This is a genomic window from Rhodococcus sp. NPDC058532 (assembly GCF_042719255.1).
Lineage (GTDB): Bacteria > Actinomycetota > Actinomycetes > Mycobacteriales > Mycobacteriaceae > Rhodococcus_G.
Window position 1 is genome coordinate 109,680 of record NZ_JBHXNU010000004.1, and the last position, 23,359, is coordinate 133,038.

Sequence of the window (23,359 nt, forward strand, 5' to 3'; positions counted from 1 at the left end):
CCGATACGGTTTCCCCTCGTGCCGCACATCATTTCCACCGTCAACGTCAACGGCGTCCGGGCCGCCGCGAAGAAGGGTCTGCTGGAGTGGCTCGCCGCCACCGACGCGGACGTGGTCTGCCTGCAGGAGACCCGCGCCGACGACACGCAGCTGCGCGCCACCCTCGCCCCGGCACTCGACGCGGGCTGGCACCTGGCGACGGCGGAGTCCGCGATCAAGGGCCGCAACGGCGTCGCGGTGCTCTCCCGCAGGCAGGCGGACGCCGTCCGGATCGGGCACGGCGACGACGAGTTCACCGCGGCAGGCCGCTATCTGGAGGCCGACTTCGACGAGCTGACCGTCGCCAGCCTGTACCTGCCGTCCGGGGAGGTCGGCACCGAGCGGCAGGACGAGAAGGAACGGTTCCTCGCCTCGTTCGGCGCGCACCTGGCCGCGACCGCCGCGTCGGCCGCCGGGGCGGGCCGGGACGTCGTCGTGTGCGGCGACTGGAACATCGCGCACACCGAACTGGACCTGAAGAACCACAAGGGCAACGTCAAGAACTCCGGGTTCCTGCCGCACGAGCGGGAGTGGATGAGCACGGTGTTCGGCGAGCACGGCTGGGTGGACGTGGTGCGCGGGCTGCACCCCGACCTCGCCGGGCCGTACAGCTGGTGGTCGTACCGCGGCAAGGCGTTCGACAACGACTCCGGCTGGCGGATCGACTACCAGGCCGCGACCGCTGGCCTCGCCGAGCGGGCGAAGGAGGCCGTCGTCGAACGCGCCGCGTCCTACGACCAGCGCTGGTCCGACCACGCGCCGGTCACGGTGCGGTACCGGTGACCCGGTTCGGGGCGCGGGCCCGCGCCGTCCTTGGCACCGTCGTCGCGATCGTCGCGGTGGTGGCCGGGTTCCTGCTCACCGGCCCCGCCGACGACCCGGGATCCGGACCGGCGACCGGATCGTCGACCACGACAACGACCGCGACCGCACCGCGGCCGCCGGACCCGACGGGCCCGTCCCGGGCCTCCGCGGCCCCGGTGACCGCGGGCCCGCGCGGCGTCGTCCCGGTCCCGGTGCCCGACGCGGCGTGGGTGACGCTCGCCGAGATCGACGCGGGCCGCTGGCCCGGGTCGGCGGACGCGCCGGGCACGAAGGGCGGCGACCCGTGGCGGAACCGGGACGCGACGCTGCCCCGCACCGAGCCCGGTGGCGCGTCGATTCGGTACCGGGAATGGGACGTGAACCCGAAACGCCGCGGGGAAACACGCGACGCGGAGCGGATCGTCACCGGGAGCGACACCAGCGCCTGGTACACCGGTGACCACTACACGTCGTTCGTAAGGATGCGCTAGTGACCACCCTGCACCAGTTCGTGACCGCCCAGCCGCCGATCGTCGGGCTGCTTCCCGGGGCGCCGCGCGACGCCGACAACGCCGCCTACGCGCTCACCGAGAGCGGGTACGCGGTCCGGCTGGTCCGCGGACCCAAGATGCCGACCGTCGCCGCCGTCTACGACGAGGTCGCCGCGGCCCTGCAGTTCCCGTACTACTTCGGCGGCAACCGGGACGCCTTCGACGAATGCCTCCGGGACTGGCGGGACTGGCTCGGGGACGCGCCCGAACTGGTCGTCGTGGTGCGCGACGCGGACGCGCTGCTCGGCGAGGAGCCGCAGGAGATCGGCTGGCTGCTGTCGGCGTTCGCGGACGCGTCGATCCGGGTGGTGGCCCAGGCCGGGCCGACGCGCTCGGCGGCGGTGACGCGGCGATGGGCGGCGGCCGGGGCGCCGGTGCAGCGCATCGACGACTGACCGGCCGTGGTCGTCGGCCCGGCGGCCGCAGGGCGGACGCCGGGGCCCGGCCTCGGGCATGAAAAGATCGGGGGCATGTCGAGTTCCGCATCGTCCGCCCCCACCGCACAGCCGCGGGTGCTCTCCGGCATCCAGCCGACCGCCGACTCCTTCCACCTCGGCAATTACCTTGGTGCGCTGGCCCAGTGGGTGCCGCTGCAGGACGACTTCGACGCCTTCTACTTCATCCCCGACCTGCACGCGATCACCGTGCCGCAGGACCCGAAGGAACTGCGCAAGCGGACCAAGATCGCGGCCGCGCAGCTGCTGGCGCTGGGCATCGACCCGGACCGGGCCACCCTGTTCGTGCAGAGCCAGGTGCCCGAGCACGCGCAGCTGGCGTGGGTGCTCAACTGCATCACCGGTTTCGGTGAGGCCAGCCGGATGACCCAGTTCAAGGACAAGTCCGCCAAGCAGGGCACCGAGGCCGCGACGGTCGGCCTGTTCACCTACCCGGTGCTGATGGCGGCGGACATCCTGCTGTACCGCCCGCAGCGGGTGCCGGTCGGCGAGGACCAGCGTCAGCACCTGGAGATGGCCCGCGACCTCGCGCAGCGGTTCAACACCCGTTACGGCAAGACGTTCGTGGTGCCCGAGGCGCAGATGATCAAGGGCACCTCCAAGATCTACGACCTGCAGGACCCGACGTCGAAGATGAGCAAGTCCGCGGCGTCCGAGGCGGGGCTGATCAACCTGCTCGACGACCCCAAGGTTTCCGCGAAGAAGATCAGGTCCGCGGTCACCGACAACGAGCGGGAGATCCGCTTCGACCGGGACACCAAGCCCGGCGTGTCGAACCTGCTGACCATCCAGTCCGCCCTGTCCGGCACCGGCATCGACGATCTGGTCGCCGGGTACCAGGGCAAGGGCTACGGCGACCTGAAGGCCGACACCGCCGACGTGCTGGTGGACTTCGTGACGCCGCTGCGCGCCAAGGTCGACGAGTTCCTCGCCGATCCGGCCGAGCTGGACCGCATCCTCGATGCGGGCGCCCAGCGGGCACGGGAAGTGTCGGCCCGGGTTTTGGCCACCGTGTATGACAAGGTGGGGTTCCTGCCGCAGCGGTGATCCGGTGGCGGCGAGTCAGCGACAGGGGTGAACGCCGGTGCCGGACCTCAAGGGCATGCTCGAGCGCCGACGCGCCGCCTGGCCCTGGCTCGATCACGCCATCCGCGCCGGCGGCCGGTACCAGGAGAACCGGGGCGACTACTTCGCCGCGGGCATCACCTATTTCAGTGTCTTCGCGCTGTTCCCGATCCTCATGGTGGCGTTCGCGGTCTCCGGGTTCGTCCTTGTGCAGAACCCGGAGGTCCTCGACTCGATCCACGACGCCGTCACCAAGGCGATGCCCGGCGATCTCGGGGACCAGATCAACGCGCTGATCGACTCCGCGATCGCGGCCCGCGCCACCGTCGGTGTCCTCGGCCTGCTCACCGCCGCGTACTCGGGTCTGGGGTGGATGGCGAACGTCCGCGAGGCCCTGTCCGCGATGTGGGCGCAGCGGCACCCGTCGTCGGGTTTCGTCGCGACCAAGCTGCGGGACCTGTCGAAGCTGCTCGGCCTGTTCCTTGCGCTGGTGTTGTCGGTCGGGTTGTCGATCCTCGCGGAGGGCGGGGTGACGCGGACGGTCCTCGAGTTCCTCGGCATCGACGACATCGGCTGGGTGCAGACCCTGGTGCAGGTCGGCACGTCGCTGCTCGCGGTCCTGATGACCTGGATCCTGTTCACCTGGGTGATCGCCCGGCTGCCGCGGGAGCCGGTCACCCTGCGCAGCGCGGCGCGGGCCGCGTTGATAGCGGCGGTCGGGTTCGAGGTGTTCAAACGGGTCGGCGTGATCTATCTGCAGTCGGTGACCGGCGGCCCGGCGGGGTCGACGTTCGGCCCGATCATCGGTCTGCTGGTGTTCATCTACTTCACCGCGCGGCTGCTGCTGCTGTCCACGGCCTGGGCCGCCACCGCGCACGAGAACGAGCGGCGGGCGTTCGTGCCGCCACCGGACCCGGTCGTGATCGAGGTCGCGGCCCCACCGGCCCCGCGGCGGGCGACCCTCACCGGGGCGGCGGTGCTGCTCGGGACCGGGGCGGCGGCCGCGCTGGGGGTCGGGGGGTGGCTGCGGCGCAGGCGCGGGGAGCGCTGACGCGGGACCGTCAGCGGCGGCGACGCTGCAGCAGGGCCGCGCCGATCAGCAGCGCCGCGATCACCACGCCGCCGCCGACGAGCACCGGGACGCGCGACGGGGCAGCGCCCGGTTCGTCGTGGTCGTCCGCGGCGGGCGGCGGCGGGGTCGCGAGCAGGATCGACGGGGCGGGGGCCGCGTCGGCGCTGCCCGGGTCGACGAGCGTGCCGACCGACGTCGACGCCGGGAGCGCGAAACCGTGGTCGAGCAGTCGGGCCGCCTGCTCCCACGGCCGGATCGGTCGCACGTCCGCGGCGAGCAGCGTCACCACCAGGCGTCGCCCGTCCCGCTCGGCGCCAGCGACGAACGTCTGCCGCGCGTCGTCGGTGTACCCGGTCTTGCCGCCGAGCGCGCCCGGGTAGTTGTAGAGCAGGCTGTTGTCGTTCGCGAGGGTGAACGGGGGATGGTCGGTCGGCACCGGGGTACTCGACGCGGGATCGCCCGCGGCGGCGGGGTCGGTGGTGGGGAGCGGGTCGTTCGGGTCCCGTGGGAAGCCGGGGAACTCGACGGACTCGGTGCGGATCAGCTCCGCGAACGTCGGATTGCGCATCGCCTCCCGATAGAGCAGCGCGAGATCATATGCGGACGTGGACATTCCCGGGCCGTCCAGGCCGGACGGGGTGGCCGCCCGGGTGTCGAACGCGCCGAGACCCTGGGCGGTCTCGTTCATCTTCCGGACCGTCTCGTCCACCCCGCCGAGCTGGCTGGCCAGCGCGTGCGCGGCGTCGTTCCCGGACGCCATCACCAGGCCCTGCATCAACTGCCGGATCGTGTAGGTGCCGCCCTTGCCGAGCCCGACGGCGCTGCCCTCGATGTTCGCGTCCTCCTCGGTGGCCGTCACGACAGTGTCGAGGTCCAGTTCGTTCAACGCGACGATCGCCAGCAGGATCTTGATCGTGCTGGCGGGCCGGTACCGGCCGTGCGGATCCTTCGCGGCGAGCACCGCACCGGAGTCGAGGTCGGCCAGCACCCACCCGGTCGCCGAGATCTCCGCGGGCAGCGGGGGAGTGCCGTCGGCGGTGACGATCCCGCAGCGGTCGAGGTCGCCGCCGCCGATCGGTCGCTGCGGCACCGGCAGCGGCGTCGGGGTCGGGTCGCCAGGGGCGGGCACCTCGGACAGGTCGATCGCGGGCGGCGGCGCCACCCGGTGCGGGCAACGGTCGGTGTCCGGGGTGGCGAACGGGGTACTGGTGACGGTCGGCGGTGGGGGCTGCGCCGCCGCGGGCGGGGGTTGCGCCGCCGCGGGCGCCCCGATCAATCCGATCGCGGTCGCGAGGATCGCGCAGCGTCGTGCCGTGGCGAGCATGTCCATCGTGCTGGCAGGGTAGCAGTCGGGTCGGAAAGCGCAGGTCGCGCGGGTCAGGCGACGGTGGCCGTCGCGCGCCGCCGGGGACGGTCGTATGCGGCGCTGACGGACAGAATCCACTGCCGGTCGGTGAGGCCATCGGGGGTGCCGAGCCATCCCGGGTCGATCGGCTCGACCTCGACGGCGGTCCGGTGCAGCCACCGCGCGACGGACTCCGCGTGCTCCGCCGGGTCGGCCGGGGGCGGGGTGCCGCCGGGACCGAGCAGCCCGGCGCCGTCGTGCAGGTACAGGCCGTCGAGGATCTGAGAGATCCGGTCGCCCGCGGTCAGCGTCGCCGTCATCGACCGGTAGTCGCTGTCGAGCAGTTCCGGGTGGGCGGCCGTCAGCGCCGTCCACAGCCCGCGGGTGCGGCGCAGATCCAGCTGGGCGCGGGCCCACGCCTCGATCATCACCGACGAGCAGCCGCCGCACACCAGGATCACCGCCAGCGACCACCATCCCGACGCGGGCGACAGGTGCTCACGCGGCTGCGCGACCAGACCGGCCACGCACACCGCGGCGACCACGACGAGGCCCGCGCAGTACAGCCCGATGGCCCGGCCGAGCACGTTCCAGCGGACGTGTCGCGCCGCGACGGCGGTGGCGATCAGCGACGCCGCAACCAGGTACGCCGACGTGCTCGGCGCGTGCTGGGCCGCCGTCAGCTCCGTCCCGGCCACCAGCACCGCGACCGCGGCACTGGCGACCGCGAGCGGCCACTGCTGGCGCGTGCTCAGCGCCGTCAGCGACGCCGCCGCGATCAGCGCGGTCGTCGCGGCGAACGCGATCAGGCACAGTTCGAACACGGTCGCGGCGAGCTGCTCGCGGTGGCCGTCGAGCAGCTCCGACACCGTCGCGGTGCGCACCGTCGCCGCGGCGGTCAGCGCGATCGCCGCGATCGCGATCGACACCCGCGCCAGCGACGGGGGACGCACCGTCAGCCGCCCGATCCGCGCCCCCACCGCGGTCGAGCAGAGCAACGCGACGATCCAGGTGATCACCCGAGCGCCTCGTCGAAGCAGAGCAGCGGGCGCCAGTTGTCGTCGCGCTCGAACTGCCCGAGCCGCTGCAGCAGGCGGACCGCGAACGCCTCCGCCTCCCACTCGTGCAGCGCCTCCTGCGACAGGTCCGTGGAGCCCGCCGACCGCTGGCTGAGCATGTAGGCGATCAGATCGTCGTCCGCCGCGAGTGTCGTCTCGGCGACCGCCGCACCCGGATGGCGGAAGACGATGTGCCCGATCTCGTGGGCGAGCGTTCTGGTCACACTGGGCAGGCTACGCGCGAGCACGATCCGGTCGTGATCCGGGAACTCGCGACGCTGCCCCCAGATCCCCGGACCCAGATCCTCGAAGGCCACCTCGATCGGGCGCCTGCGGGTGGCGGCCAGCGACTGCACGATGTCCTCGACGGTGACCGCATGGGTCTGCGCCGCCATGTCGAGGACCGCGTCCACCGCCGCCAGCACCCGGCGGTGATTGCGGACCGGACGCGACCCCGGATTCCGCTGCGCCGTCATCTCTGTGGGACTGGTCACGGGAGCGGCTCCAGGAACTCGGCCCGGGCCAGGTTCAGCCGGGTGCGCGCCGCGCGGGCGCTGCGGAAACTCATGAATCCGGTCGCGCAGGCAACGAACACCACCGCGGAGATGCCCGCGGACGCGGCCCCGAGATCCCCGCCCGGCCGGGATGCCGACGCGAGCGCCGCCTCGGCCGGGGGCGCGGTCGGATCACCGAGGGTCACAGCACCGAGTGACGCGGCACCGGGCGGCCGCTGCTCCGGCGGTGCCGCCATCGCGATCAGCGTCTCGTGTCCGGGCGCTGCCTCGCGCCGCGCCGCTGCCTCGGGCCTCGCCTCGGGGCCATCGTTCGGCAGCTGGCGCACCTCGGACGCCGGCTGGCGGTCCTGCGCAGCGGGGGAGTCGTTCGGGGCGTTGTCAGCACCGGGAGCCGCCTCGTCCGGTGCCGGTGCCGGCACCGGTGACCCGGCCTCGGGGTTCGGGTCCGGGGCGGCGAGCGGAGGGGGCGACGGACGGGTGGGGTCCTCGGGGCGGTCGTTGCCGTTCGACGGGCCGTCGCCCGGCACGACCGCACCCGCGGAGGCAGTGGTCGTGGTTGTCGAGGGGGCCGTGGTCGTCGAGGGGTCCACGGTGGTGGTTGTGGGGTCGACGGTGGTCGTGGTGGTGGTGGGGTCGACGGTGGTCGTGGTGGTGGTGGGGTCGACGGTGGTCGTGGTGGTGGTGGGGTCGACGGTGGTCGTCGTGGGGTCGACGGTCGTGGTTGTGGGGTCGACGGTGGTCGTGGTGGTGGGGTCGACGGTCGTGGTCGTCGTGGGGTCGACGGTCGTGGTTGTGGGGTCGACGGTCGTGGTTGTGGGCTTCGTTGTCGTCGGCCTGGTGGTGGTGGTCGGCTTGGCGGTGGTCGGCTTTGGCTTGGTGGTGGTCGGCCTGGTGGTGGTCGGCCTGGTGGTGGTGGTGGGTTTCGTTCCACCGCAATGGTTGCCGTGCCGATCGTGCCGGTCGTGGCATCCGCCGTGATGGCCGCCGTTGCCCGGACGGTTGTTCCCGCCGCCGTGGTTCCCGCCGCCGTTGTTTCCGCCGTTGCCGTGCCTGGCCTCGTCCTGCCCGCGGTCCTGGGTCGATTGCGGGGGCGGGCCGTCGCTGTTCGCGGCGGCGGCCAGTCCGGGGAGGAACAGGAGTGAACCCAGCAAGGCGCCGGCGGTCAGGACCCGCCGGCGCCTTCCTCGTGAATGTGGGGTGCGCACTCCGCTACTCGGTGGAATCCGGCGGGGTTGCCGGCAAACCTTCACTGCGCCGCAGCTTCTCGGCCATTGCCGAGAGCAACTCCTGCGATTCGCTGGAGAGGTCGAATGCGCGCGCCGACAGCCTGCGCAGGCCGTAGCCGCGCAGCTGGGACAGCAGGTCCAGGTCGTGGTCGATCCGTGCGGCGTAGATGTCGTCGAAGAAGTAGTCGGACTTGACCTTGAAGAACTGGGCAAGGGCCGCAACGGTTTCCGTCGACGGATTGGTGCGCTGCCCGTTCCGCAACTGCGAAATGTATGGCTTGGAAATGCGGTGGCCTGCGGCGTTGAGCGCCTCGGCGACCTCGGTGTTCGTGTGTGGCTTGCGGCCCGGTGGATGTACCGTGTCGAACAGTTTGTTCAACCGCGATGCGAAATCTGACTCCATTGCCGTAGGTCCCGATCCCTTCGTGTGATGCCCCGTGAATTGGGGTCTCGCGCAATGCTGCGACCACATGGTAACGGATTGGTTGCGGACGTTACAGGTGTTTCTGAAGTGAAATATAGATTTCACGTTTCCGCTGGTGGAACGCAGGAAAAGGCGCGGACCCGGAGGGGTCCGCGCCTTAGCTGGGATCATGCGAAGGACCGCGAGCGATCAGCGGGCGAAGAGCAGGGCGCGCTTGACTTCCTGGATCGCCTTCGTCACCTGAATGCCGCGGGGGCACGCGTCGGTGCAGTTGAAGGTGGTGCGGCAGCGCCACACGCCTTCCTTGTCGTTCAGGATGTCGAGTCGCTCGGCGGCACCCTCGTCACGGCTGTCGAAGATGAACCGGTGTGCGTTCACGATCGCGGCCGGGCCGAAGTAGCTGCCGTCGCTCCAGTACACCGGGCACGACGTGGTGCAGCAGGCGCACAGGATGCACTTGGTGGTGTCGTCGAACCGGGCGCGGTCGGCCTGCGACTGGATCCGCTCGCGGGTCGGCTCGTTGCCCGAGGTCATCAGGAACGGCTTCACGGCACGGAACGCGTCGAAGAACGGCTCCATGTCGACGACGAGGTCCTTCTCGACCGGCAGGCCCTTGATCGGCTCGATCGTGATGGTCAGCGCCTTGCCGTCCTTCGGCAGCAGGTCGCGCATCAGCACCTTGCAGGCGAGTCGGTTGACGCCGTTGATGCGCATCGCGTCGCTGCCGCACACGCCGTGCGCGCAGGACCGGCGGAACGTCAGCGTCCCGTCGAGGTAGCCCTTCACGTACAGCAGCAGGTTCAGCAGGCGGTCGGTCGGCAGGCACGGAACCTGGAACGACTCCCAGTGCTGGCCGTTGCCGTCCTCCGGGTTGAACCGGGCGATCTTGAGGGTGACCAGGACGGCACCTTCGGGCACGGGCGGCAGCGCGGGTGCGTCCTTGTCTACAACGGGTGCGGACATCAGTACTTACGCTCCATCGGCTCGTAGCGGGTCTGGACAACCGGCTTGTAGTCCAGACGGATCTCGGAGATCAGGTCCTTGCCGACCTTGTACGCCATCGTGTGCTGCATGTACTCGGCGTCGTTGCGATCCGGGTAGTCCTCGCGGGCGTGGCCGCCGCGCGACTCCTTGCGGTTGAGCGCACCGACGACGGTGACCTCGGCCATCTCGAGCAGGAAGCCGAGCTCGACGGCCTCGAGCAGGTCGCTGTTGTAGCGCTTGCCCTTGTCCTGCACGGTGATGTGGTTGTAGCGCTCCTTGAGGGCGTGAATGTCCTTGAGCGCCTGCGTCAGGGTCTCCTCGGTACGGAACACCGACGCATTGTTGTCCATCGACTGCTGCAGTTCGCGGCGGATGTCCGCGACCCGCTCGTGGCCGTGGTCGGACAGGATGACCGCGAGCCACTCCTCGACCATCTTCGCCGGCTCCTCCGGGAGCGGGACGAAGTCGGTGGCGAGGGCGTGCTCGGCGGCGGCGATGCCCGCGCGGCGACCGAACACGTTGATGTCGAGCAGCGAGTTGGTGCCCAGACGGTTCGCGCCGTGCACCGAGACGCACGCACACTCGCCAGCGGCGTACAGGCCGGGGACGTGATCGGTGTTGTTGCGCAGCACCTCACCGTTGATCTTGGTGGGGATGCCGCCCATCACGTAGTGGCAGGTCGGGTACACCGGCACCAGTTCGGTGACCGGGTCGACACCGAGGTAGGTGCGGGAGAACTCGGTGATGTCGGGGAGCTTCTCCTCGAGCACCTCCTCGCCGAGGTGGGTCACGTCGATGTAGACGTAGTCCTTGTTCGGTCCGGCGCCGCGACCCTCGAGCACCTCGAGCACCATCGAGCGGGCGACGATGTCGCGCGGCGCGAGGTCCTTGATGGTGGGGGCGTAGCGCTCCATGAAGCGCTCGCCGTCGACGTTGCGGAGGATGCCGCCCTCGCCGCGGACGGCCTCGGAGATGAGGATGCCGAGGCCGGCCAGTCCCGTCGGATGGAACTGGTGGAACTCCATGTCCTCGAGCGGCAGGCCCTTGCGGAAGATGATGCCCATGCCGTCACCGGTGAGGGTGTGCGCATTGGACGTCGTCTTGTACATCCGGCCGGAGCCGCCGGTGGCGAACACGATCGACTTCGCGTGGAAGACGTGGATCTCGCCGGTGGACAGCTCGTACGCGACGACGCCTGTCGCGACTGGGCCGTCCTCGGTCTCGGTGAGCGCGATGTCGAGGGCGTAGAACTCGTTGAAGAACTCGACGTCGTGCTTGACGCAGTTTTGGTAGAGCGTCTGCAGGATCATGTGGCCGGTGCGGTCGGCGGCGTAGCAGGCTCGGCGGACCGGGGCCTTGCCGTGGTCACGGGTGTGGCCACCGAAACGGCGCTGGTCGATCTTGCCCTCGGGGGTCCGGTTGAACGGCAGACCCATCTTCTCCAGGTCGAGCACCGCGTCAATGGCCTCCTTGGCCATGATCTCGACGGCGTCCTGGTCGGCGAGGTAGTCGCCGCCCTTGACGGTGTCGAAGGTGTGCCACTCCCAGTTGTCCTCTTCCACGTTCGCCAGTGCGGCGCACATGCCGCCCTGCGCCGCACCGGTGTGGGAGCGGGTGGGGTAGAGCTTGGTGAGGACCGCGGTGCGGGTGCGCGGACCCGACTCGATGGCCGCGCGCATGCCCGCGCCGCCTGCGCCGACGATGACCACGTCGTAACGATGTTCCAACATGAAGAATTAGCTCCCCGGGACGAAGGTCGGGTCGAAGGTGAAGATGACGTACGTGCCGGTGACCATGATCAGGATCATCGCGATCGCGAGGATCGTGTTCAGCCAGAAGCGCGTCTTGTCATTGCGCGAGTAGTCCGCGATCACGGTGCGCAGGCCGTTGCCGCCGTGCAGCTGGGCGAGCCACAGCATCGACAGATCCCAGATCTGCCAGAACGGGCTGGACCAGCGGCCCGCGACGAACGCGAAGTTGATGCGGTGCACACCGTCGTCCATCATCAGCATGATGAACAGGTGGCCAAGCACCAGGATGACCAGCGCGAGGCCGGACAGTCGCATGAACAACCAGGCGTAGAGCTCGAAGTTGTTCTTGGCCTGACGGCGCGGCGAGCGCGGCGCGTCCAGGCTGGCGGGGCGGTCGAACGACGTCCCGATAGTCTTCGCTTCGCTCATGTCAGTGCCTCAAATGTCGTCGCTTCGCTCATGTCAGTGCGAGGGGTCGTCGCTTCGCTCATGTCAGTGCCCCGCAAACATGTTGTAGAAGATGCGTCCGGCGGCCGGAATCATCACGACGAACCAGATCGCGAGGATGACCCAGAGCATCACGCGCTGGTACTGGGGGCCCTTCGACCAGAAGTCCACCAGCATCACGCGGATGCCGTTGAGCGCGTGGTAGAGGACCATCGCCACCAGGGCGAGCTCCATGAGACCCACGAGCGGGTTCTTGTAGGTCTCGATGACCCGGTCGTAGGTGTCCGCGTTGACCCGCACGAGTGCGGTGTCGAGCACGTGGACGAAGAGAAAGAAGAATGTCGCGACGCCGGTGATCCGGTGTAGAACCCAAGACCACATTCCGGGGTCGCCCCGGTATAGCGACCGCGTGCGCTCCTGTGCCGGAGCGGCTTCAGTCGTGCTACTCATCGAGTGCTGTGCCTCCAACGTCTTTGATGGACGCGTCGCACCGGAATTTCGGCTGTTTGTGGGGACCACCCGTGGAGTCTTCAGCCTATGGCGCGACGAGAACCTGAACCGACTCCCTGCACTGTAATCCTCCCGTGAAGTGGGAACTAATTTGGCGGGCGGTTCGTACGACCCCGACCGCGGCGACTTAGGTTTGCCTTTCCAATGATTCGGGGTGTCGCGGCGAGCTACGCTGCGATCCCGCCCGCGCCGTGACAGGATGGGGAGCCGTGGCCGAGATTGATTGGAAAATGTTGCGGGACAACGCAGATGGGGTTCGGGTGGGGGCGTATGCGCCGTACTCGCACTACCCGGTGGGTGCGGCAGCTCTGGTCGACGACGGCCGGATCGTCGTCGGATGCAATGTGGAAAATGTCTCATACGGACTGAGCCTCTGCGCCGAATGCGGACTCGTCGGTAACTTGCACGCGACCGGTGGTGGGCGGCTGGTCGCGTTCACCTGCCGGGACGCAAACTCCCAGGTCCTGACGCCGTGCGGGCGGTGCAGGCAACTGCTGCACGAGCACGGCGGCCCCGGCCTGTTGGTGGACGGCGAGGCCGGGCCGGTGCCGTTGTCATCGTTGCTGCCTGCGGCTTTCGGGCCTGCCGATCTCGCGCGGGTGCACGGCGCCGACGGCGGTCCGCGATGACCGCGCGGTCCGGGATGATCGACGCGGTCTCGGTCATCACCACCAAACGGGACGGGCACCCGCTCACCGACGACCAGATCGTGTGGGTCGTCGACGCCTTCACCCGCGGCGACGTCGCCGACGAGCAGATGGCGGCGCTGGCAATGGCCGTCGTCCTCCGTGGGCTGGACCGGCGGGAGACGGCGACGTGGACCCGCGCGATGATCGGGTCCGGCAGGCGGATGGACCTGTCGTCGCTGCCGCGGCCGACGGTCGACAAGCACTCCACCGGCGGGGTGGGGGACAAGCTCACCCTGCCGCTCGCGCCGCTGGTCGCCGCGTGCGGTGCCGCGGTCCCGCAGCTGTCCGGGCGCGGACTCGGCCACACCGGCGGCACCCTCGACAAGCTCGAATCGATCCCCGGCTGGCGCGCCGATCTGGGCGCCGCCGAGATGCTCCGGGCGCTGGCGGATCCGCAGGTGGGGGCGGTGGTCTGCGCTGCGGGCGCGGATCTCGCCCCGGCGGACCGCAGGCTGTACGCGCTGCGCGACGTCACCGGCACCGTCGAATCCGTTCCCCTGATCGCAAGTTCGATCATGAGCAAGAAGATCGCGGAGGGCTCACAGGCGCTGGTTCTCGATGTGAAGGTCGGGTCGGGGGCATTCATGAAGACGGTCGAGCAGGCGCGGGAATTGGCAACGGCGATGGTCGAACTCGGCGAGGACGCCGGGGTGCACACCGTCGCCCTGCTGACGTCGATGGACACCCCGCTCGGGTACACCGCGGGCAACGCGCTTGAGGTCGAGGAGGCGATCGCGGTGCTCGCGGGCGCCGGCCCCGCGGACGTGGTTGACCTGACGGTCACCCTGGCCAGGGAGATGCTCGCCGCGGTCGGCCTGGACGCCGTCGACCCGGCGGACGTGCTGCGCAGCGGCCGCGCGATGGACCGGTGGCGTGCCATGGTGGCGGCGCAGGGCGGCGATCCCGCCGCACCGCTGCCCGTCGCGGCGGAACGAGAAGTGTTGTACGCCGACAGTTCCGGGGTGCTCACCCGACTCGATGCGCTGGCGGTCGGGACCGCGGCCTGGCGTCTCGGCGCCGGACGGGAACGGCAGGGGCAGGCCGTGCAGGCGGGCGCAGGCGTGCAGTGGCACGCCAGGCCCGGTGACGTGGTCACCGCGGGAGCGCCGCTGCTCACCCTGCACACCGACACCCCCGATCGGATCGCGGCCGTCCGCGCGGCGCTCGACGGGGCTTGGGAGATCGGCGATCCGCCACCCGACGAGCCCCTCGTGATCGACCGCATCGGACCGGCACGTCGGCCCCGCACGTCGGGGTCGGGGCGCTAGCGTCGGTCCATGAGTACGCCACCCCCGCTGCCCGGACCGGCACCGCTCGACCTCGCCGCGGTCCGGACCGCGCCGAAAGCACTGCTGCACGACCATCTCGACGGCGGACTTCGGCCGGCGACCGTCCTCGAACTCGCGCAGCACTGCGGGTACGACCGGTTGCCCGCCGACGACGCCGACACGCTCGCGGCCTGGTTCGCCTCGGCGGCGAGCAGCGGATCGCTGGAGCGGTACCTCGAGACGTTCGCCCACACCGTCGCCGTGATGCAGACCCCGGAGGGGCTGCAGCGGGTGGCCCGCGAATGCGTCGCCGACCTCGCCGCCGACGGCGTCGTGTACGCGGAGGTCCGGTTCGCGCCCGAACAGCACCTCGAGCGGGGCCTGACGCTCGACGAGGTTGTCCACCACACCCTGCTCGGCTTCGAGGACGGGATGGCGCAGGCCGCCGACGGCGGGCACCGGATCCGCGTCGGGTGCCTGCTCACCGCGATGCGGCACGCCGCCCGCTCCAGGGAGATCGCGGACCTCGCCGTCCGGTTCCGCGACCGCGGCGTCGTCGGGTTCGACATCGCGGGCGCGGAGGCAGGGCATCCGCCGAGCAGGCACCTCGACGCCTTCGAACACATGCGGGCGAACAACGCGCACTTCACGATTCACGCGGGGGAGGCCTTCGGGTTGCCGTCCATCCACGAGGCGATCGCGTTCTGCGGCGCGGACCGGTTGGGGCACGGCGTGCGGATCACCGACGACATCACCGTCGGCGACGACGGCGACGTCCGGCTCGGTCGGCTGGCCAACTATGTGCGGGACAAGCGGATTCCGCTGGAACTGTGCCCGAGTTCGAACGTGCAGACCGGCGCCGTCGCCAGCCTCGACCAGCACCCGTTCGACCTGCTCGCGCGGCTGCGGTTCCGGGTCACCGTCAACACCGACAACCGGTTGATGAGCGCGACCAGCATGAGCCGGGAAATGGTCGTGCTCGCCGACACCTTCGGCTACGGGTGGGGCGACCTCGAACGGTTCACGATCAACGCGATGAAGTCCGCGTTCATCCCGTTCCCGGAGCGGCTGGCGGTGATCGACGAGGTGATCAAGCCCGCCTACGCCCGGCTCCGCGGGGAGTGACCCGAGCCGGGGTCCGCGTCACTCGACCCGCAGCCGGGCCTCGAACTCCTGCTCGAGTTGCCGCCACGCCTGCGCCTCCGCGGTGAACGGTGCGCTCGGTGCCAGCCGGGTGGGATCCGGGTTGAGGGTGTACGAGACGTACCACCCGAGCGGGGTCGACGGCGCCAGCGCCCGCTCGGTGGAGTCGTCGTCGGCGAACGCCGCCGCGTCGGTGAACAGCTCCACCGCGAGGTCGAGCTGGTCGGCGTCCACCGCGCGGGGGCCCGCCGCGAGATCCTCGGCGATCCCCGACAGGACGTACACGTTCTCCTCGGTCACCTCGATCACCAGCGACCCGTCGACGGCGGCGGTCGACACCTCGGTGTAGGTGCTGACGTGGGCGAGGTCGTGCTCGTGGTTGTCGGCGAGGTACCGCGCCAGCGCCCGCTCGGAGGTGAACACCAGGATCCGGCCGGACCGGCCGAGGAAGACCGGCTCGTCGTCGAGGTAGCAGCGCAGCGTGAAGTAGGTCGCCGCGGCGGTGATGATCTTGATCGGGTCGATCCCGACCGACGTCCAGAACGTCTCCTCGGCGGCGGCGTCGGCGGTCGGGTCGTCCTGGTGGTCGTCGATGTCGAGGATCGTGTACTCGAGATCGTCGTCGTCCTCGCCCTCGTCGGCGGCATCGTCGGCGTCGACGACGTTCTCCTCGGCGGCGACGATCTCGGCCTCCGCCTCCTCGACCGCGGCGGCATCGACCGTGGGGGAGGTGGTGACCGCGTCGATCGCGTCGATCACGTCGTCCCAGCCCGCGGCAATCGCCGCGCCGATCTGATCCCAGCGCTCCTCGCCGTCCCGGCCCACGAACGCGGCCGGGCCCGCCGCGACCGAGCCGAGCACCGGGTGCGCGCCGAAGTAGCGGGTGACGACGTCGAGGTCGCAGACCTCGCCGATCGAGCGGGCCATCTCGAACGTGTCCTCAAGCTCCCCGAGGGTGTCGGCGTCCGGGTCGCCGGCAACGAGTTCGGGGACGCCGATCAGGTCGAAGACATGCGAGTCGTCGGGCTCAAACTCCGCCGCGGACAGCGCGGCGACGATCGGCCAGGACGGGTGCTCGGCCAGGTCGTGTTCGGCGCGTCCCCGGACGAAGGCGGCCAATTCGGCGGCCGAGCCGAACCCGTACAGATCCTCCCCGTGGCCGAGGAACGCCTCCCATTCGTCGTCCCCCTCCCGCCAGCGGGGAGCCCACAGGGTGACGAGGTCGCCGTCGGTCAGACCGAGTTGGATCGGGACGATGTCTCCAGCCATGGCGCGAAGCCTAATCGGTGAACCGGCGTGCAAGCGATGCCAGGACCTGTTCGCGTTGGGCTGCGACCAGTTCCGCCGCCCGGGCCGCGGTCTCCACCACCGCCCGCCCCAGGTCACCGGCGTCCACGCCGCCCAACGCCGCCGGCAGCCACAGCCCGCACATGCCGCCGTGCTCGTCCGCCTCCACGCTCACCAGGCCGGACGGATGTGTGACCCGGGCCCGCGCCGTCGTCAGCTGGTGCAGCGCCTCCTCGAGGTCCGCGAGCCGCGTCCCCGCCCGGGTGACCACCGCGTCCATCGGGCGCCCGCCCGCGCCGCTCACAGCGGTCGCAGCCAGGTCGGCGGCACGGGCCCGTCGGCCGCGTCGCGGTCCTGCACGGACGCCATTGCGTCCCGGGTCGGCAGCCCGAGCCGGTCGAGGATGTCCGGCGGGACCCCGGCCCCCGCGAGGTCGTCGCGGCGGCGGGCCTTCGCCTCCGCCGCCGCCGACCGGCACATCTCGAGGATCGCGGCTGCCAGTTCGGCTCCGCCGTAGCGCAATTCCCGCTGGTCGACGCGCAGGTCGAGCGGCTGCCCGCGGTCGGTCGCCGTGACCGTGACGGTGCCGCGCCGGTTCGACGCCGACGCGACCGCGACGTCGTCGGGTGCCGATGCCGGTGCGGCCTGCTCACCGCCCGGCGTGCGGTCGTCGGTGGGCGGGGCAGCGGGGGCGCCGAGCACGCCGTCGACCGGGACGCCCGGCCCGAACGGGGTGCTCACGCGGTCGGCCGGTAGAAGCCGTGGAAGCTCATCCCGATGTTGTCGGTGCGGACGGAGCTGACCTGGACCGGGTCGCCCGCCTCGACCATCTGACCATTCCCGATCACCATCGCGACGTGGCCGTCCCAGACGGCCAGGTCACCGGGCCGCAGATCGGACGGGTCCACCGCGGAGCCGACGGACTGCTCCTGCGCGAGCCGCGGAATGTCCACCCCGGCCTCGCCGTACGCCCACTGCGTCAGGCCCGAACAGTCCAGCCCCTGACCCGGTGTGGTGCCGCCCCACGAGTACGGCACCCCCTGCTGGCTCAGCGCGTTGCGGACCGCGTCCGCCGCCTCGCGGTTCGGTGCCATCGCGGTGCTGCCGTCGGGCAGGAACACCTCGACGCCGCCGCTGCTGCCCAGCGGGTCGGAACTGCTGCCGCCCCGCACACCGGCCGCCTGCGGCTGCGCGCCGCCGCGGCCGGCGCCCAGCGCGCCCGCGAAGCCGGGATATCCGGGGTTCGACGGCGATCCCGAGGTCGTGGCATCGGCGAAACCGCGTGCGAACCCGCCGAACGCGTCGCCGCGCTGCTGCAGCCCGGCCAGCGGCACCGACGGGCCGGACGAGGCGGGCCGCACCACGGCCTCCGCGGTCCCCGCACTGGCCGGGGCGACCCCCGGATCCGGAGCCGTCAACCGCGTCATCGCGGCCGTGTGCAGGTCGAGCTCGGAGCGGACCCGGGCCACCACCGCCACCCCTCGGGAGAGGTGGTCGATCGCGGCCGCGACGATCATGAGCTGCCCCGCCGGGGTCGTCAGCGCCGGGCCAGCCGCGACGGCGGTCGACACGAACGACGCCGCGATGCCCTGCAACTCGGCGAGGCCGGCGCCCACGTCCCCGGACGCCGCGGTCAGCACCGTCGCGATCTCCGTGCCCCGCTCGGAGAGCTGCACCTGCTGGATCTGCGCCTGCCCGCCCTTCGAGGCCGCCGCATCGGCGGCGCTGCCCGACCAGGCCCCGCCGAGCTCGGCGAGGCCGAGTTTGCCGATGGCGTAGGCGGAGTCGAGGGCGGCGGACGCGATCGTCAACGCCTCCGGCGGGCCGTCGGGCGGCACCACGCCGGTGCCGAACGTGTCGAGCAGGTCCGTCAACGGCCGGGTCAGCAGGTCGAGTCCGATCACCGTCACACCCCCAGCCCGGTGCCGGTGACGGCGAGGCCGCCCGCGGCCCCCGCGTCGGCCTCGTCGTAGGCGGCCGCCGACGCCGCCGCGGCGGCACCCATGCTGTCCAGGGTGTCGGCCAGGGAGCCGAGGGCGGCGGTGTGTGCGGCGTGCGCGGCGGTGAACGCGGCAAGGAAGTCACCGCCGATCAGACCGAACACCGGTGTCAACACCCCGGGGCCGACCGCGGCCGCCCCCACCGCCGCCTGGCGAACCCCGGCCGCCATCGTTGTTGCCGTCGCGCCGAACGCGCGGATGCCGTCGGTTGCCGCTGCGAACTCGGTCATGGCCCGATCCCCCCCGTTTCTCGTCGCGGCCACCCCGGTCCCGTCCCACCCGGGGTCGCCGCACCCGACCCGTCACGACATTGGACGCATCGGTTCCCGATCCGGTTCCCGGCGGACGCGATGCCGCCGATGGCGCGACGGACCGGGGCCGACTGCCTATCCTGAAGCGCATGGACACGCAGGTGGTCGACCATCCACTGGCCGCGGCACGTCTGACCACGATGCGCGACGAACGCAGCAGCAACCCGGCGTTCCGCGCGGCGCTGCGCGAGCTGACCCAGATGCTGATCTACGAGGCCATCCGCGGCGCCGCCGTCGAGGAGTTCGACATCGCCACCCCGGTCGCCCCGGCCCGCGGCGTCCGCCTCGCCCACCCGCCGCTGCTCGTGCCAGTCCTGCGGGCCGGGCTCGGCATGGTCGAGCAGGCCAGCCTGACCATCCCACAGTCCCAGGTCGGGTTCGTCGGCGTGGCGCGCGACGAACAGACCCACAGCCCGATCGCGTACCTGGAATCGCTGCCCGCCGACCTCTCCGGCATCCCCGTCTACGTGCTCGACCCGATGCTCGCGACCGGCGGGTCGATGGTGCACACCCTGGAACTGCTCGCCGACCGCGGTGCCACCGACATCACCGCGGTCTGCGTGGTTGCCGCGCCGCAAGGTGTTGCCGCACTGGAGAACTCGGGCCTGCCCGTCCGCCTCGTCACCGCGAGCATCGACGACGGCCTGAACGTGGACGCCTACATCGTTCCCGGCCTCGGCGACGCGGGCGACCGCCAGTTCGGCCCCCGCAACATCTGAGCCGCGCCCCGCGCCCGTGCGCGATTTTTACCCCTCTGGGTCAAGCGGTCGTTGCAACACCCCGATGATGGAGGGTGTTTGTGATGGCGATGGTGGTGGGACGCCCGGCTGCGTCGATCGAGGCCCGGCTGCGGTTCTGGCAGTGCCGTAGCGACGGCAAGACGCGACTGGAGGCGGCGTGCGAGGCCGGGGTCAGTCTCGGGACAGCCCGGCGGTGGATCGTCGCGTCCGGCGGGGTCCGTCCCCGCACCCCGGTGCCACCGTCGGGACGGTTCCTGAGCCTCGAGGAACGCGAGACCATCGCGGAGATGCTCACGGGCGGTCGCAGCAAGTCTGCGATCGCCCGCGAGTTGGGGCGTGATCGCAGCACCATCGGCAGGGAAATCGAACGGGGAACCAACGCCCGCGGCTACTACAGTCCCGGCGCCGCGGACCGGGCCGCGAAGAACCGAGCGAAACGTCCGAAGGACGCGAAACTTGCTGTCTCCAAACGGCTTCGAAGGTTCGTCGAGGACAAACTTAAGCTGAACTGGTCGCCCCGACAGATTTCGAAGGCGTTGATCCGGCAGTTCCCGGACGACGAGACTATGCGGGTGTCACACGAGACGATCTACCTCGCCCTCTACATCCAGTCCCGGGGCGCCCTCAAGCGGGAGTTGACGCGGCACCTGCGCACCGGCCGGCATCTGCGTCGCGGGCACAAACGCTCCGACGAGCGCCGCGGGAAGATCCCGGGGATGGTCAACATCTCCGAGCGGCCCGCCGAGGTCGCCGACCGGGCGATACCGGGTCACTGGGAGGGGGATCTGATCCTGGGCGCGAACAACGCCTCGGCGATCGGCACGCTGGTCGAACGCACCACCCGGTTCGTGATGCTGCTGCACCTGCCCAACGGGCACACCGCCGAGCAGGTCGCCGCGGCGATGGCCGCCAAGATCCGCGAGCTGCCCGCGGCGCTGGTCCGGTCGATCACCTGGGATCAGGGCAAGGAGATGTCCCGGCATGCCCAGTTCACCGTCGACACCGGGGTGCAGGTCTACTTCTGTGACCCGCACTCACCGTGGCAGCGGGGCACCAACGAGAACACCAACGGCCTGCTCAGGCAGTATTTCCCGAAGGGCACCGACCTGTCGGTGCACTCCGAGAAACACCTGCGGCGGGTCGCCGACGAACTCAACGGGCGTCCCCGCGAAACCCTCGACTGGCATAATCCGGCGGAGAAGCTCGACGAGCTCCTTGTTGCGACGACCGCATGAATCCGCCCCCCGATCGGGGTAAAAATCGCGCACAGTCGCGGAGCGACCTGGCGGCGGCCGCGCGGGCGCGGGGCAGGTCGGCGGGCCCGTCGACCGGCTCGACGACCTCGAGATAGCACTTGAGCTTCGGTTCGGTCCCGGACGGCCGCACCACCACCCGGAGGCGCTCGCCGGTCAGGATCACGGCGTCGGTGGCCGCCTGGCCGCGGCGGTGCAGCAGATCCTCCGCGACCACCGGCGCGCCCGCGACGTCGGTGGGGAGATCGGCGCGGAACCGCGCCATGATCGCGGCCACCTCCTCGACCCGCGCGACCCGGCGCGACACCTGGCTGGTGGCGTGCACGCCGAACTCGACGGCGAGGTCGTCCAGCGCGTCCTGCAGGGTCCGGCCCGCCGCCTTCAGGGTCGCGGCCAGCCCCGCGGCGACGACCGCGGCGGAGATGCCGTCCTTGTCCCGCACCGCGTCCGGGTCGACGCAGTGCCCGACCGCCTCCTCGTAGGCGTACACCAGGCCGCTGCCCGCGCGGACCAGCCACTTGAAGCCGGTCAGGGTCTGCGCGAACCGGGCGCCGCGGGCGGACGCGATGCGCTCGAGCAGTTGCGAGGACACGATCGTCGTCGCCACCAGGGGATCGGCGCCGTCGGGTTGCCGCGCGAGCAGGTGCGCACCGAGTAGGGCCCCGGTCTCGTCGCCGGTGAGCATCCGCCAGCCGGTCGCCGTCGGGATCCCCACGGCGCACCGGTCCGCGTCGGGGTCGAGGGCGATCGCCAGATCCGCCTCCACCCGCGACGCGAGGTCCAGCAGGGCGTCGGTCGCGCCGGGCTCCTCGGGATTCGGGAAGGTGACGGTCGGGAAGTCCGGGTCGGGTGCGAACTGGCTTGCGACGGTGTGTATCTCGGTGAATCCTGCCGCCCGAAGGGCCTCGACGGCCAACGGTCCGCCGACACCGTGCAGCGGCGTCAATGCGATCCGCAGCTCCCGCGCGGGACCGGCGGGCAGGGTCGATACCCGGGCCAGGTAGTCCCGGACCAGGGGGTGCTCCGTCGGCCGCACGGGGGTGCGCGGGACGTCGACGGCCCGCCCGATCCCGGCGATCGCGGCCTCGATCTCCCGGTCCGCGGGCGCGACCAGCTGGGCACCGCCGTCGAGGTACACCTTGTAGCCGTTGTCGCCCGCCGGGTTGTGCGAGGCGGTGATCTGCACGCCGAGCTGCGCACCGAGGGCCCGGACCGCGTAGGCGACCAGCGGGGTTGGCGTCGGGCCCGGCAGCATCACCACCGGGAATCCCGCCGCGGCAAGCACTTCCGCTGCCACGGTCGCGAAGGCCGCGCTGCCGTGGCGGGCGTCGCGACCGACCACGACGGTGGATCCGCCGAGGCATCTCGCCTGCAACCAGGCGGCGATCCCGGCGGTGGTGCGGGTGACGACGGCGACGTTCATGCCGTTCGGCCCGGCCCGGACCGGACCCCGCAGGCCCGCGGTGCCGAAGGTTAGCGGGGCGGAGAAGCGTTGCGCCAGTTCGCCTGCGGGGAGGCTCGCGAGCTCGGCGCGGTCGGCGGCGTCGGGATCGCCCGTGATCCAGGCGGCGACCCGCTCGGGCAGGTCACCGGTCACAGCGCCGTCACCAGCTCGCGCAGCAGTTCACCGATGCGACCGGCGGACGCGGCGCCAGCGGCGAGGACCTCGGCGTGGTCGAGCGGCGCGCCGGTGATACCCGCCGCGAGATTGGTGACCAGGGAGATGCCGAGCACCTCCGCGCCAGCCGCTCGGGCGGCGATCGTCTCGTGCACGGTGGACATGCCGACCAGGTCGGCGCCGAGGGTGCGGAGCATCCGGATCTCGGCGGGCGTCTCGTAGTGCGGGCCGGGCAACCCGGCGTACACGCCCTCCTCGAGGGTCGGCTCGATGGACCTGGCCAGGGACCGCAGCCGCGGCGAGTAGGCGTCGACGAGGTCGACGAATTGCGCTCCGACCAGCGGGGATCGTGCGGTCAGGTTCAGATGGTCGCCGATCAGGACGGGCTGGCCGACCCGCATGCCCGCGCGGATGCCGCCCGCCGCGTTGGTCAGGACCACCGTCGCGGTGCCCGCGGCGATCGCGGTCCGGACCGGGTGCACCACCCGGGAGAGGTCGTGGCCCTCGTAGGCGTGGGTACGGCCGAGGAGTATCAGCACCCGGGCCCCGCCGACCGGGACGGAGAGCACCGTGCCCGCGTGCCCGGCCGCCGACGGGGCGGCGAAGCCGGGGAGATCGGACATCGGCACCGCCGCGCTCGGGGTTCCGAACGCGTCGGCGGCGGCCCGCCACCCGGAACCGAGGACGATCGCGACGTCGTGCTTCGCGACGCCGGTCCGCTCACCGAGGACCCGTGCGGCCTGCTCTTCGAGGCTTCCCATGACGGCACACGCTACTCGGCGACAACGGAAGTTACCGGCAGGT

At 71.3% G+C, this 23,359-nt stretch carries 26 protein-coding genes; 10 read left to right on the forward strand and 16 right to left on the reverse strand.

The features are described from left to right. Positions 1–18: 18 nt before the first annotated feature. The 5 genes from ACFWQG_RS06840 to yhjD all read left to right on the forward strand — a co-directional run bounded on the left by ACFWQG_RS06840 (position 19) and on the right by yhjD (position 3,965). Positions 19–822, forward strand: a complete 804-nt coding sequence (locus tag ACFWQG_RS06840; protein WP_378506847.1) for an exodeoxyribonuclease III — start codon at positions 19–21, stop codon at positions 820–822. Next, complete coding sequence (locus tag ACFWQG_RS06845; protein WP_378506848.1) at positions 819–1,334, forward strand: ribonuclease domain-containing protein; 516 nt, start codon at positions 819–821, stop codon at positions 1,332–1,334. The genes ACFWQG_RS06840 and ACFWQG_RS06845 overlap by 4 nt, the downstream gene beginning before the upstream one ends. Further along, the gene (locus tag ACFWQG_RS06850) at positions 1,334–1,789 is read left to right on the forward strand and encodes a barstar family protein (protein WP_378506849.1); all 456 of its coding nucleotides are present in this window, start codon (positions 1,334–1,336) and stop codon (positions 1,787–1,789) included. The genes ACFWQG_RS06845 and ACFWQG_RS06850 overlap by 1 nt, the downstream gene beginning before the upstream one ends. Positions 1,790–1,864: 75 nt before the next feature. After that, positions 1,865–2,896: a tryptophan--tRNA ligase gene (trpS, locus tag ACFWQG_RS06855; RefSeq protein ID WP_378506850.1), complete on the forward strand. Its 1,032-nt coding sequence runs from the start codon at positions 1,865–1,867 to the stop codon at positions 2,894–2,896. Between the two features lie 37 nt (positions 2,897–2,933). Further along, positions 2,934–3,965, forward strand: coding sequence for an inner membrane protein YhjD (yhjD, locus tag ACFWQG_RS06860; protein WP_378506851.1), 1,032 nt, complete (start codon positions 2,934–2,936; stop codon positions 3,963–3,965). Positions 3,966–3,975: 10 nt separating this feature from the next. On the opposite strand, the gene ACFWQG_RS06865 is transcribed toward yhjD, so the two are convergent. From ACFWQG_RS06865 to sdhC, 9 genes are all read right to left on the reverse strand, one after another. Then, positions 3,976–5,310 (reverse strand): D-alanyl-D-alanine carboxypeptidase family protein, encoded by a 1,335-nt coding sequence (locus ACFWQG_RS06865; RefSeq protein ID WP_378507036.1) that lies wholly within the window; start codon positions 5,308–5,310, stop codon positions 3,976–3,978. Positions 5,311–5,363: 53 nt separating this feature from the next. Beyond that, a complete protein-coding gene (locus ACFWQG_RS06870; RefSeq protein WP_378506852.1) occupies positions 5,364–6,350 on the reverse strand; it encodes a hypothetical protein in 987 nt (328 codons plus the stop codon). Continuing rightward, positions 6,347–6,865, reverse strand: coding sequence for a hypothetical protein (locus ACFWQG_RS06875; RefSeq protein ID WP_378507037.1), 519 nt, complete (start codon positions 6,863–6,865; stop codon positions 6,347–6,349). The genes ACFWQG_RS06870 and ACFWQG_RS06875 overlap by 4 nt, the downstream gene beginning before the upstream one ends. 14 nt (positions 6,866–6,879) lie before the next feature. Then, positions 6,880–8,055 carry a hypothetical protein gene (locus ACFWQG_RS06880; RefSeq protein WP_378506853.1) on the reverse strand — a complete coding sequence of 392 codons (1,176 nt, stop codon included), beginning with the start codon at positions 8,053–8,055 and terminating at the stop codon, positions 6,880–6,882. A gap of 58 nt (positions 8,056–8,113) precedes the next feature. After that, positions 8,114–8,533 carry a helix-turn-helix domain-containing protein gene (locus ACFWQG_RS06885; protein ID WP_378506854.1) on the reverse strand — a complete coding sequence of 140 codons (420 nt, stop codon included), beginning with the start codon at positions 8,531–8,533 and terminating at the stop codon, positions 8,114–8,116. A gap of 210 nt (positions 8,534–8,743) precedes the next feature. Next, positions 8,744–9,517: a succinate dehydrogenase iron-sulfur subunit gene (locus ACFWQG_RS06890; protein WP_378506855.1), complete on the reverse strand. Its 774-nt coding sequence runs from the start codon at positions 9,515–9,517 to the stop codon at positions 8,744–8,746. Continuing rightward, positions 9,517–11,268 carry a succinate dehydrogenase flavoprotein subunit gene (sdhA, locus tag ACFWQG_RS06895; protein ID WP_378506856.1) on the reverse strand — a complete coding sequence of 584 codons (1,752 nt, stop codon included), beginning with the start codon at positions 11,266–11,268 and terminating at the stop codon, positions 9,517–9,519. Before sdhA ends, ACFWQG_RS06890 begins: the two co-directional genes overlap by 1 nt. 6 nt (positions 11,269–11,274) lie before the next feature. After that, entirely contained in the window at positions 11,275–11,718 is a 444-nt protein-coding gene (locus tag ACFWQG_RS06900) for a succinate dehydrogenase hydrophobic membrane anchor subunit (RefSeq protein ID WP_378506857.1), read from the reverse strand. Positions 11,719–11,781: 63 nt separating this feature from the next. Beyond that, entirely contained in the window at positions 11,782–12,186 is a 405-nt protein-coding gene (sdhC, locus tag ACFWQG_RS06905) for a succinate dehydrogenase, cytochrome b556 subunit (protein ID WP_378506858.1), read from the reverse strand. A gap of 269 nt (positions 12,187–12,455) precedes the next feature. Here sdhC and ACFWQG_RS06910 point away from each other — a divergent pair, with 269 nt between their 5' ends. Genes ACFWQG_RS06910 through ACFWQG_RS06920 form a run of 3 tightly spaced genes read left to right on the forward strand, consistent with a single transcriptional unit; the run spans position 12,456 to position 15,328 of the window. Next, positions 12,456–12,875 (forward strand): cytidine deaminase, encoded by a 420-nt coding sequence (locus ACFWQG_RS06910; RefSeq protein ID WP_378506859.1) that lies wholly within the window; start codon positions 12,456–12,458, stop codon positions 12,873–12,875. A gap of 14 nt (positions 12,876–12,889) precedes the next feature. Then, positions 12,890–14,203 (forward strand): thymidine phosphorylase, encoded by a 1,314-nt coding sequence (locus ACFWQG_RS06915; RefSeq protein WP_378507038.1) that lies wholly within the window; start codon positions 12,890–12,892, stop codon positions 14,201–14,203. 9 nt (positions 14,204–14,212) lie between these two features. Continuing rightward, entirely contained in the window at positions 14,213–15,328 is a 1,116-nt protein-coding gene (locus ACFWQG_RS06920) for an adenosine deaminase (protein ID WP_378506860.1), read from the forward strand. 18 nt (positions 15,329–15,346) lie between these two features. Here ACFWQG_RS06920 and ACFWQG_RS06925 read toward each other — a convergent pair whose 3' ends face one another. Genes ACFWQG_RS06925 through ACFWQG_RS06945 form a run of 5 tightly spaced genes read right to left on the reverse strand, consistent with a single transcriptional unit; the run spans position 15,347 to position 18,863 of the window. Then, positions 15,347–16,615 (reverse strand): primosomal protein, encoded by a 1,269-nt coding sequence (locus ACFWQG_RS06925; protein WP_378506861.1) that lies wholly within the window; start codon positions 16,613–16,615, stop codon positions 15,347–15,349. A 10-nt stretch (positions 16,616–16,625) separates the two neighbouring features. Continuing rightward, positions 16,626–16,913 carry a hypothetical protein gene (locus ACFWQG_RS06930; protein ID WP_378506862.1) on the reverse strand — a complete coding sequence of 96 codons (288 nt, stop codon included), beginning with the start codon at positions 16,911–16,913 and terminating at the stop codon, positions 16,626–16,628. A gap of 20 nt (positions 16,914–16,933) precedes the next feature. Next, positions 16,934–17,374: a hypothetical protein gene (locus ACFWQG_RS06935; protein ID WP_378506863.1), complete on the reverse strand. Its 441-nt coding sequence runs from the start codon at positions 17,372–17,374 to the stop codon at positions 16,934–16,936. Beyond that, positions 17,371–18,537: a C40 family peptidase gene (locus ACFWQG_RS06940; protein WP_378506864.1), complete on the reverse strand. Its 1,167-nt coding sequence runs from the start codon at positions 18,535–18,537 to the stop codon at positions 17,371–17,373. The genes ACFWQG_RS06935 and ACFWQG_RS06940 overlap by 4 nt, the downstream gene beginning before the upstream one ends. A 2-nt stretch (positions 18,538–18,539) precedes the next feature. Next, complete coding sequence (locus ACFWQG_RS06945) at positions 18,540–18,863, reverse strand: type VII secretion target (protein ID WP_378506865.1); 324 nt, start codon at positions 18,861–18,863, stop codon at positions 18,540–18,542. A gap of 170 nt (positions 18,864–19,033) precedes the next feature. Between ACFWQG_RS06945 and upp the strand changes: the two genes are divergently transcribed. Both upp and ACFWQG_RS06955 read left to right on the forward strand, forming a co-directional pair. Beyond that, on the forward strand, positions 19,034–19,663 hold the full coding sequence (gene upp / locus ACFWQG_RS06950) for a uracil phosphoribosyltransferase (RefSeq protein ID WP_378506866.1): 630 nt from the start codon (positions 19,034–19,036) through the stop codon (positions 19,661–19,663). 83 nt (positions 19,664–19,746) lie between these two features. After that, on the forward strand, positions 19,747–20,919 hold the full coding sequence (locus ACFWQG_RS06955; RefSeq protein WP_378506867.1) for an IS30 family transposase: 1,173 nt from the start codon (positions 19,747–19,749) through the stop codon (positions 20,917–20,919). On the opposite strand, the gene ACFWQG_RS06960 is transcribed toward ACFWQG_RS06955, so the two are convergent. After that, a complete protein-coding gene (locus ACFWQG_RS06960) occupies positions 20,837–22,534 on the reverse strand; it encodes a phospho-sugar mutase (protein ID WP_378506868.1) in 1,698 nt (565 codons plus the stop codon). The two genes, ACFWQG_RS06955 and ACFWQG_RS06960, sit on opposite strands and share 83 nt — an antisense overlap. Beyond that, a complete protein-coding gene (locus ACFWQG_RS06965) occupies positions 22,531–23,316 on the reverse strand; it encodes a purine-nucleoside phosphorylase (RefSeq protein ID WP_378506869.1) in 786 nt (261 codons plus the stop codon). The genes ACFWQG_RS06960 and ACFWQG_RS06965 overlap by 4 nt, the downstream gene beginning before the upstream one ends. Positions 23,317–23,359: the final 43 nt, after the last annotated feature.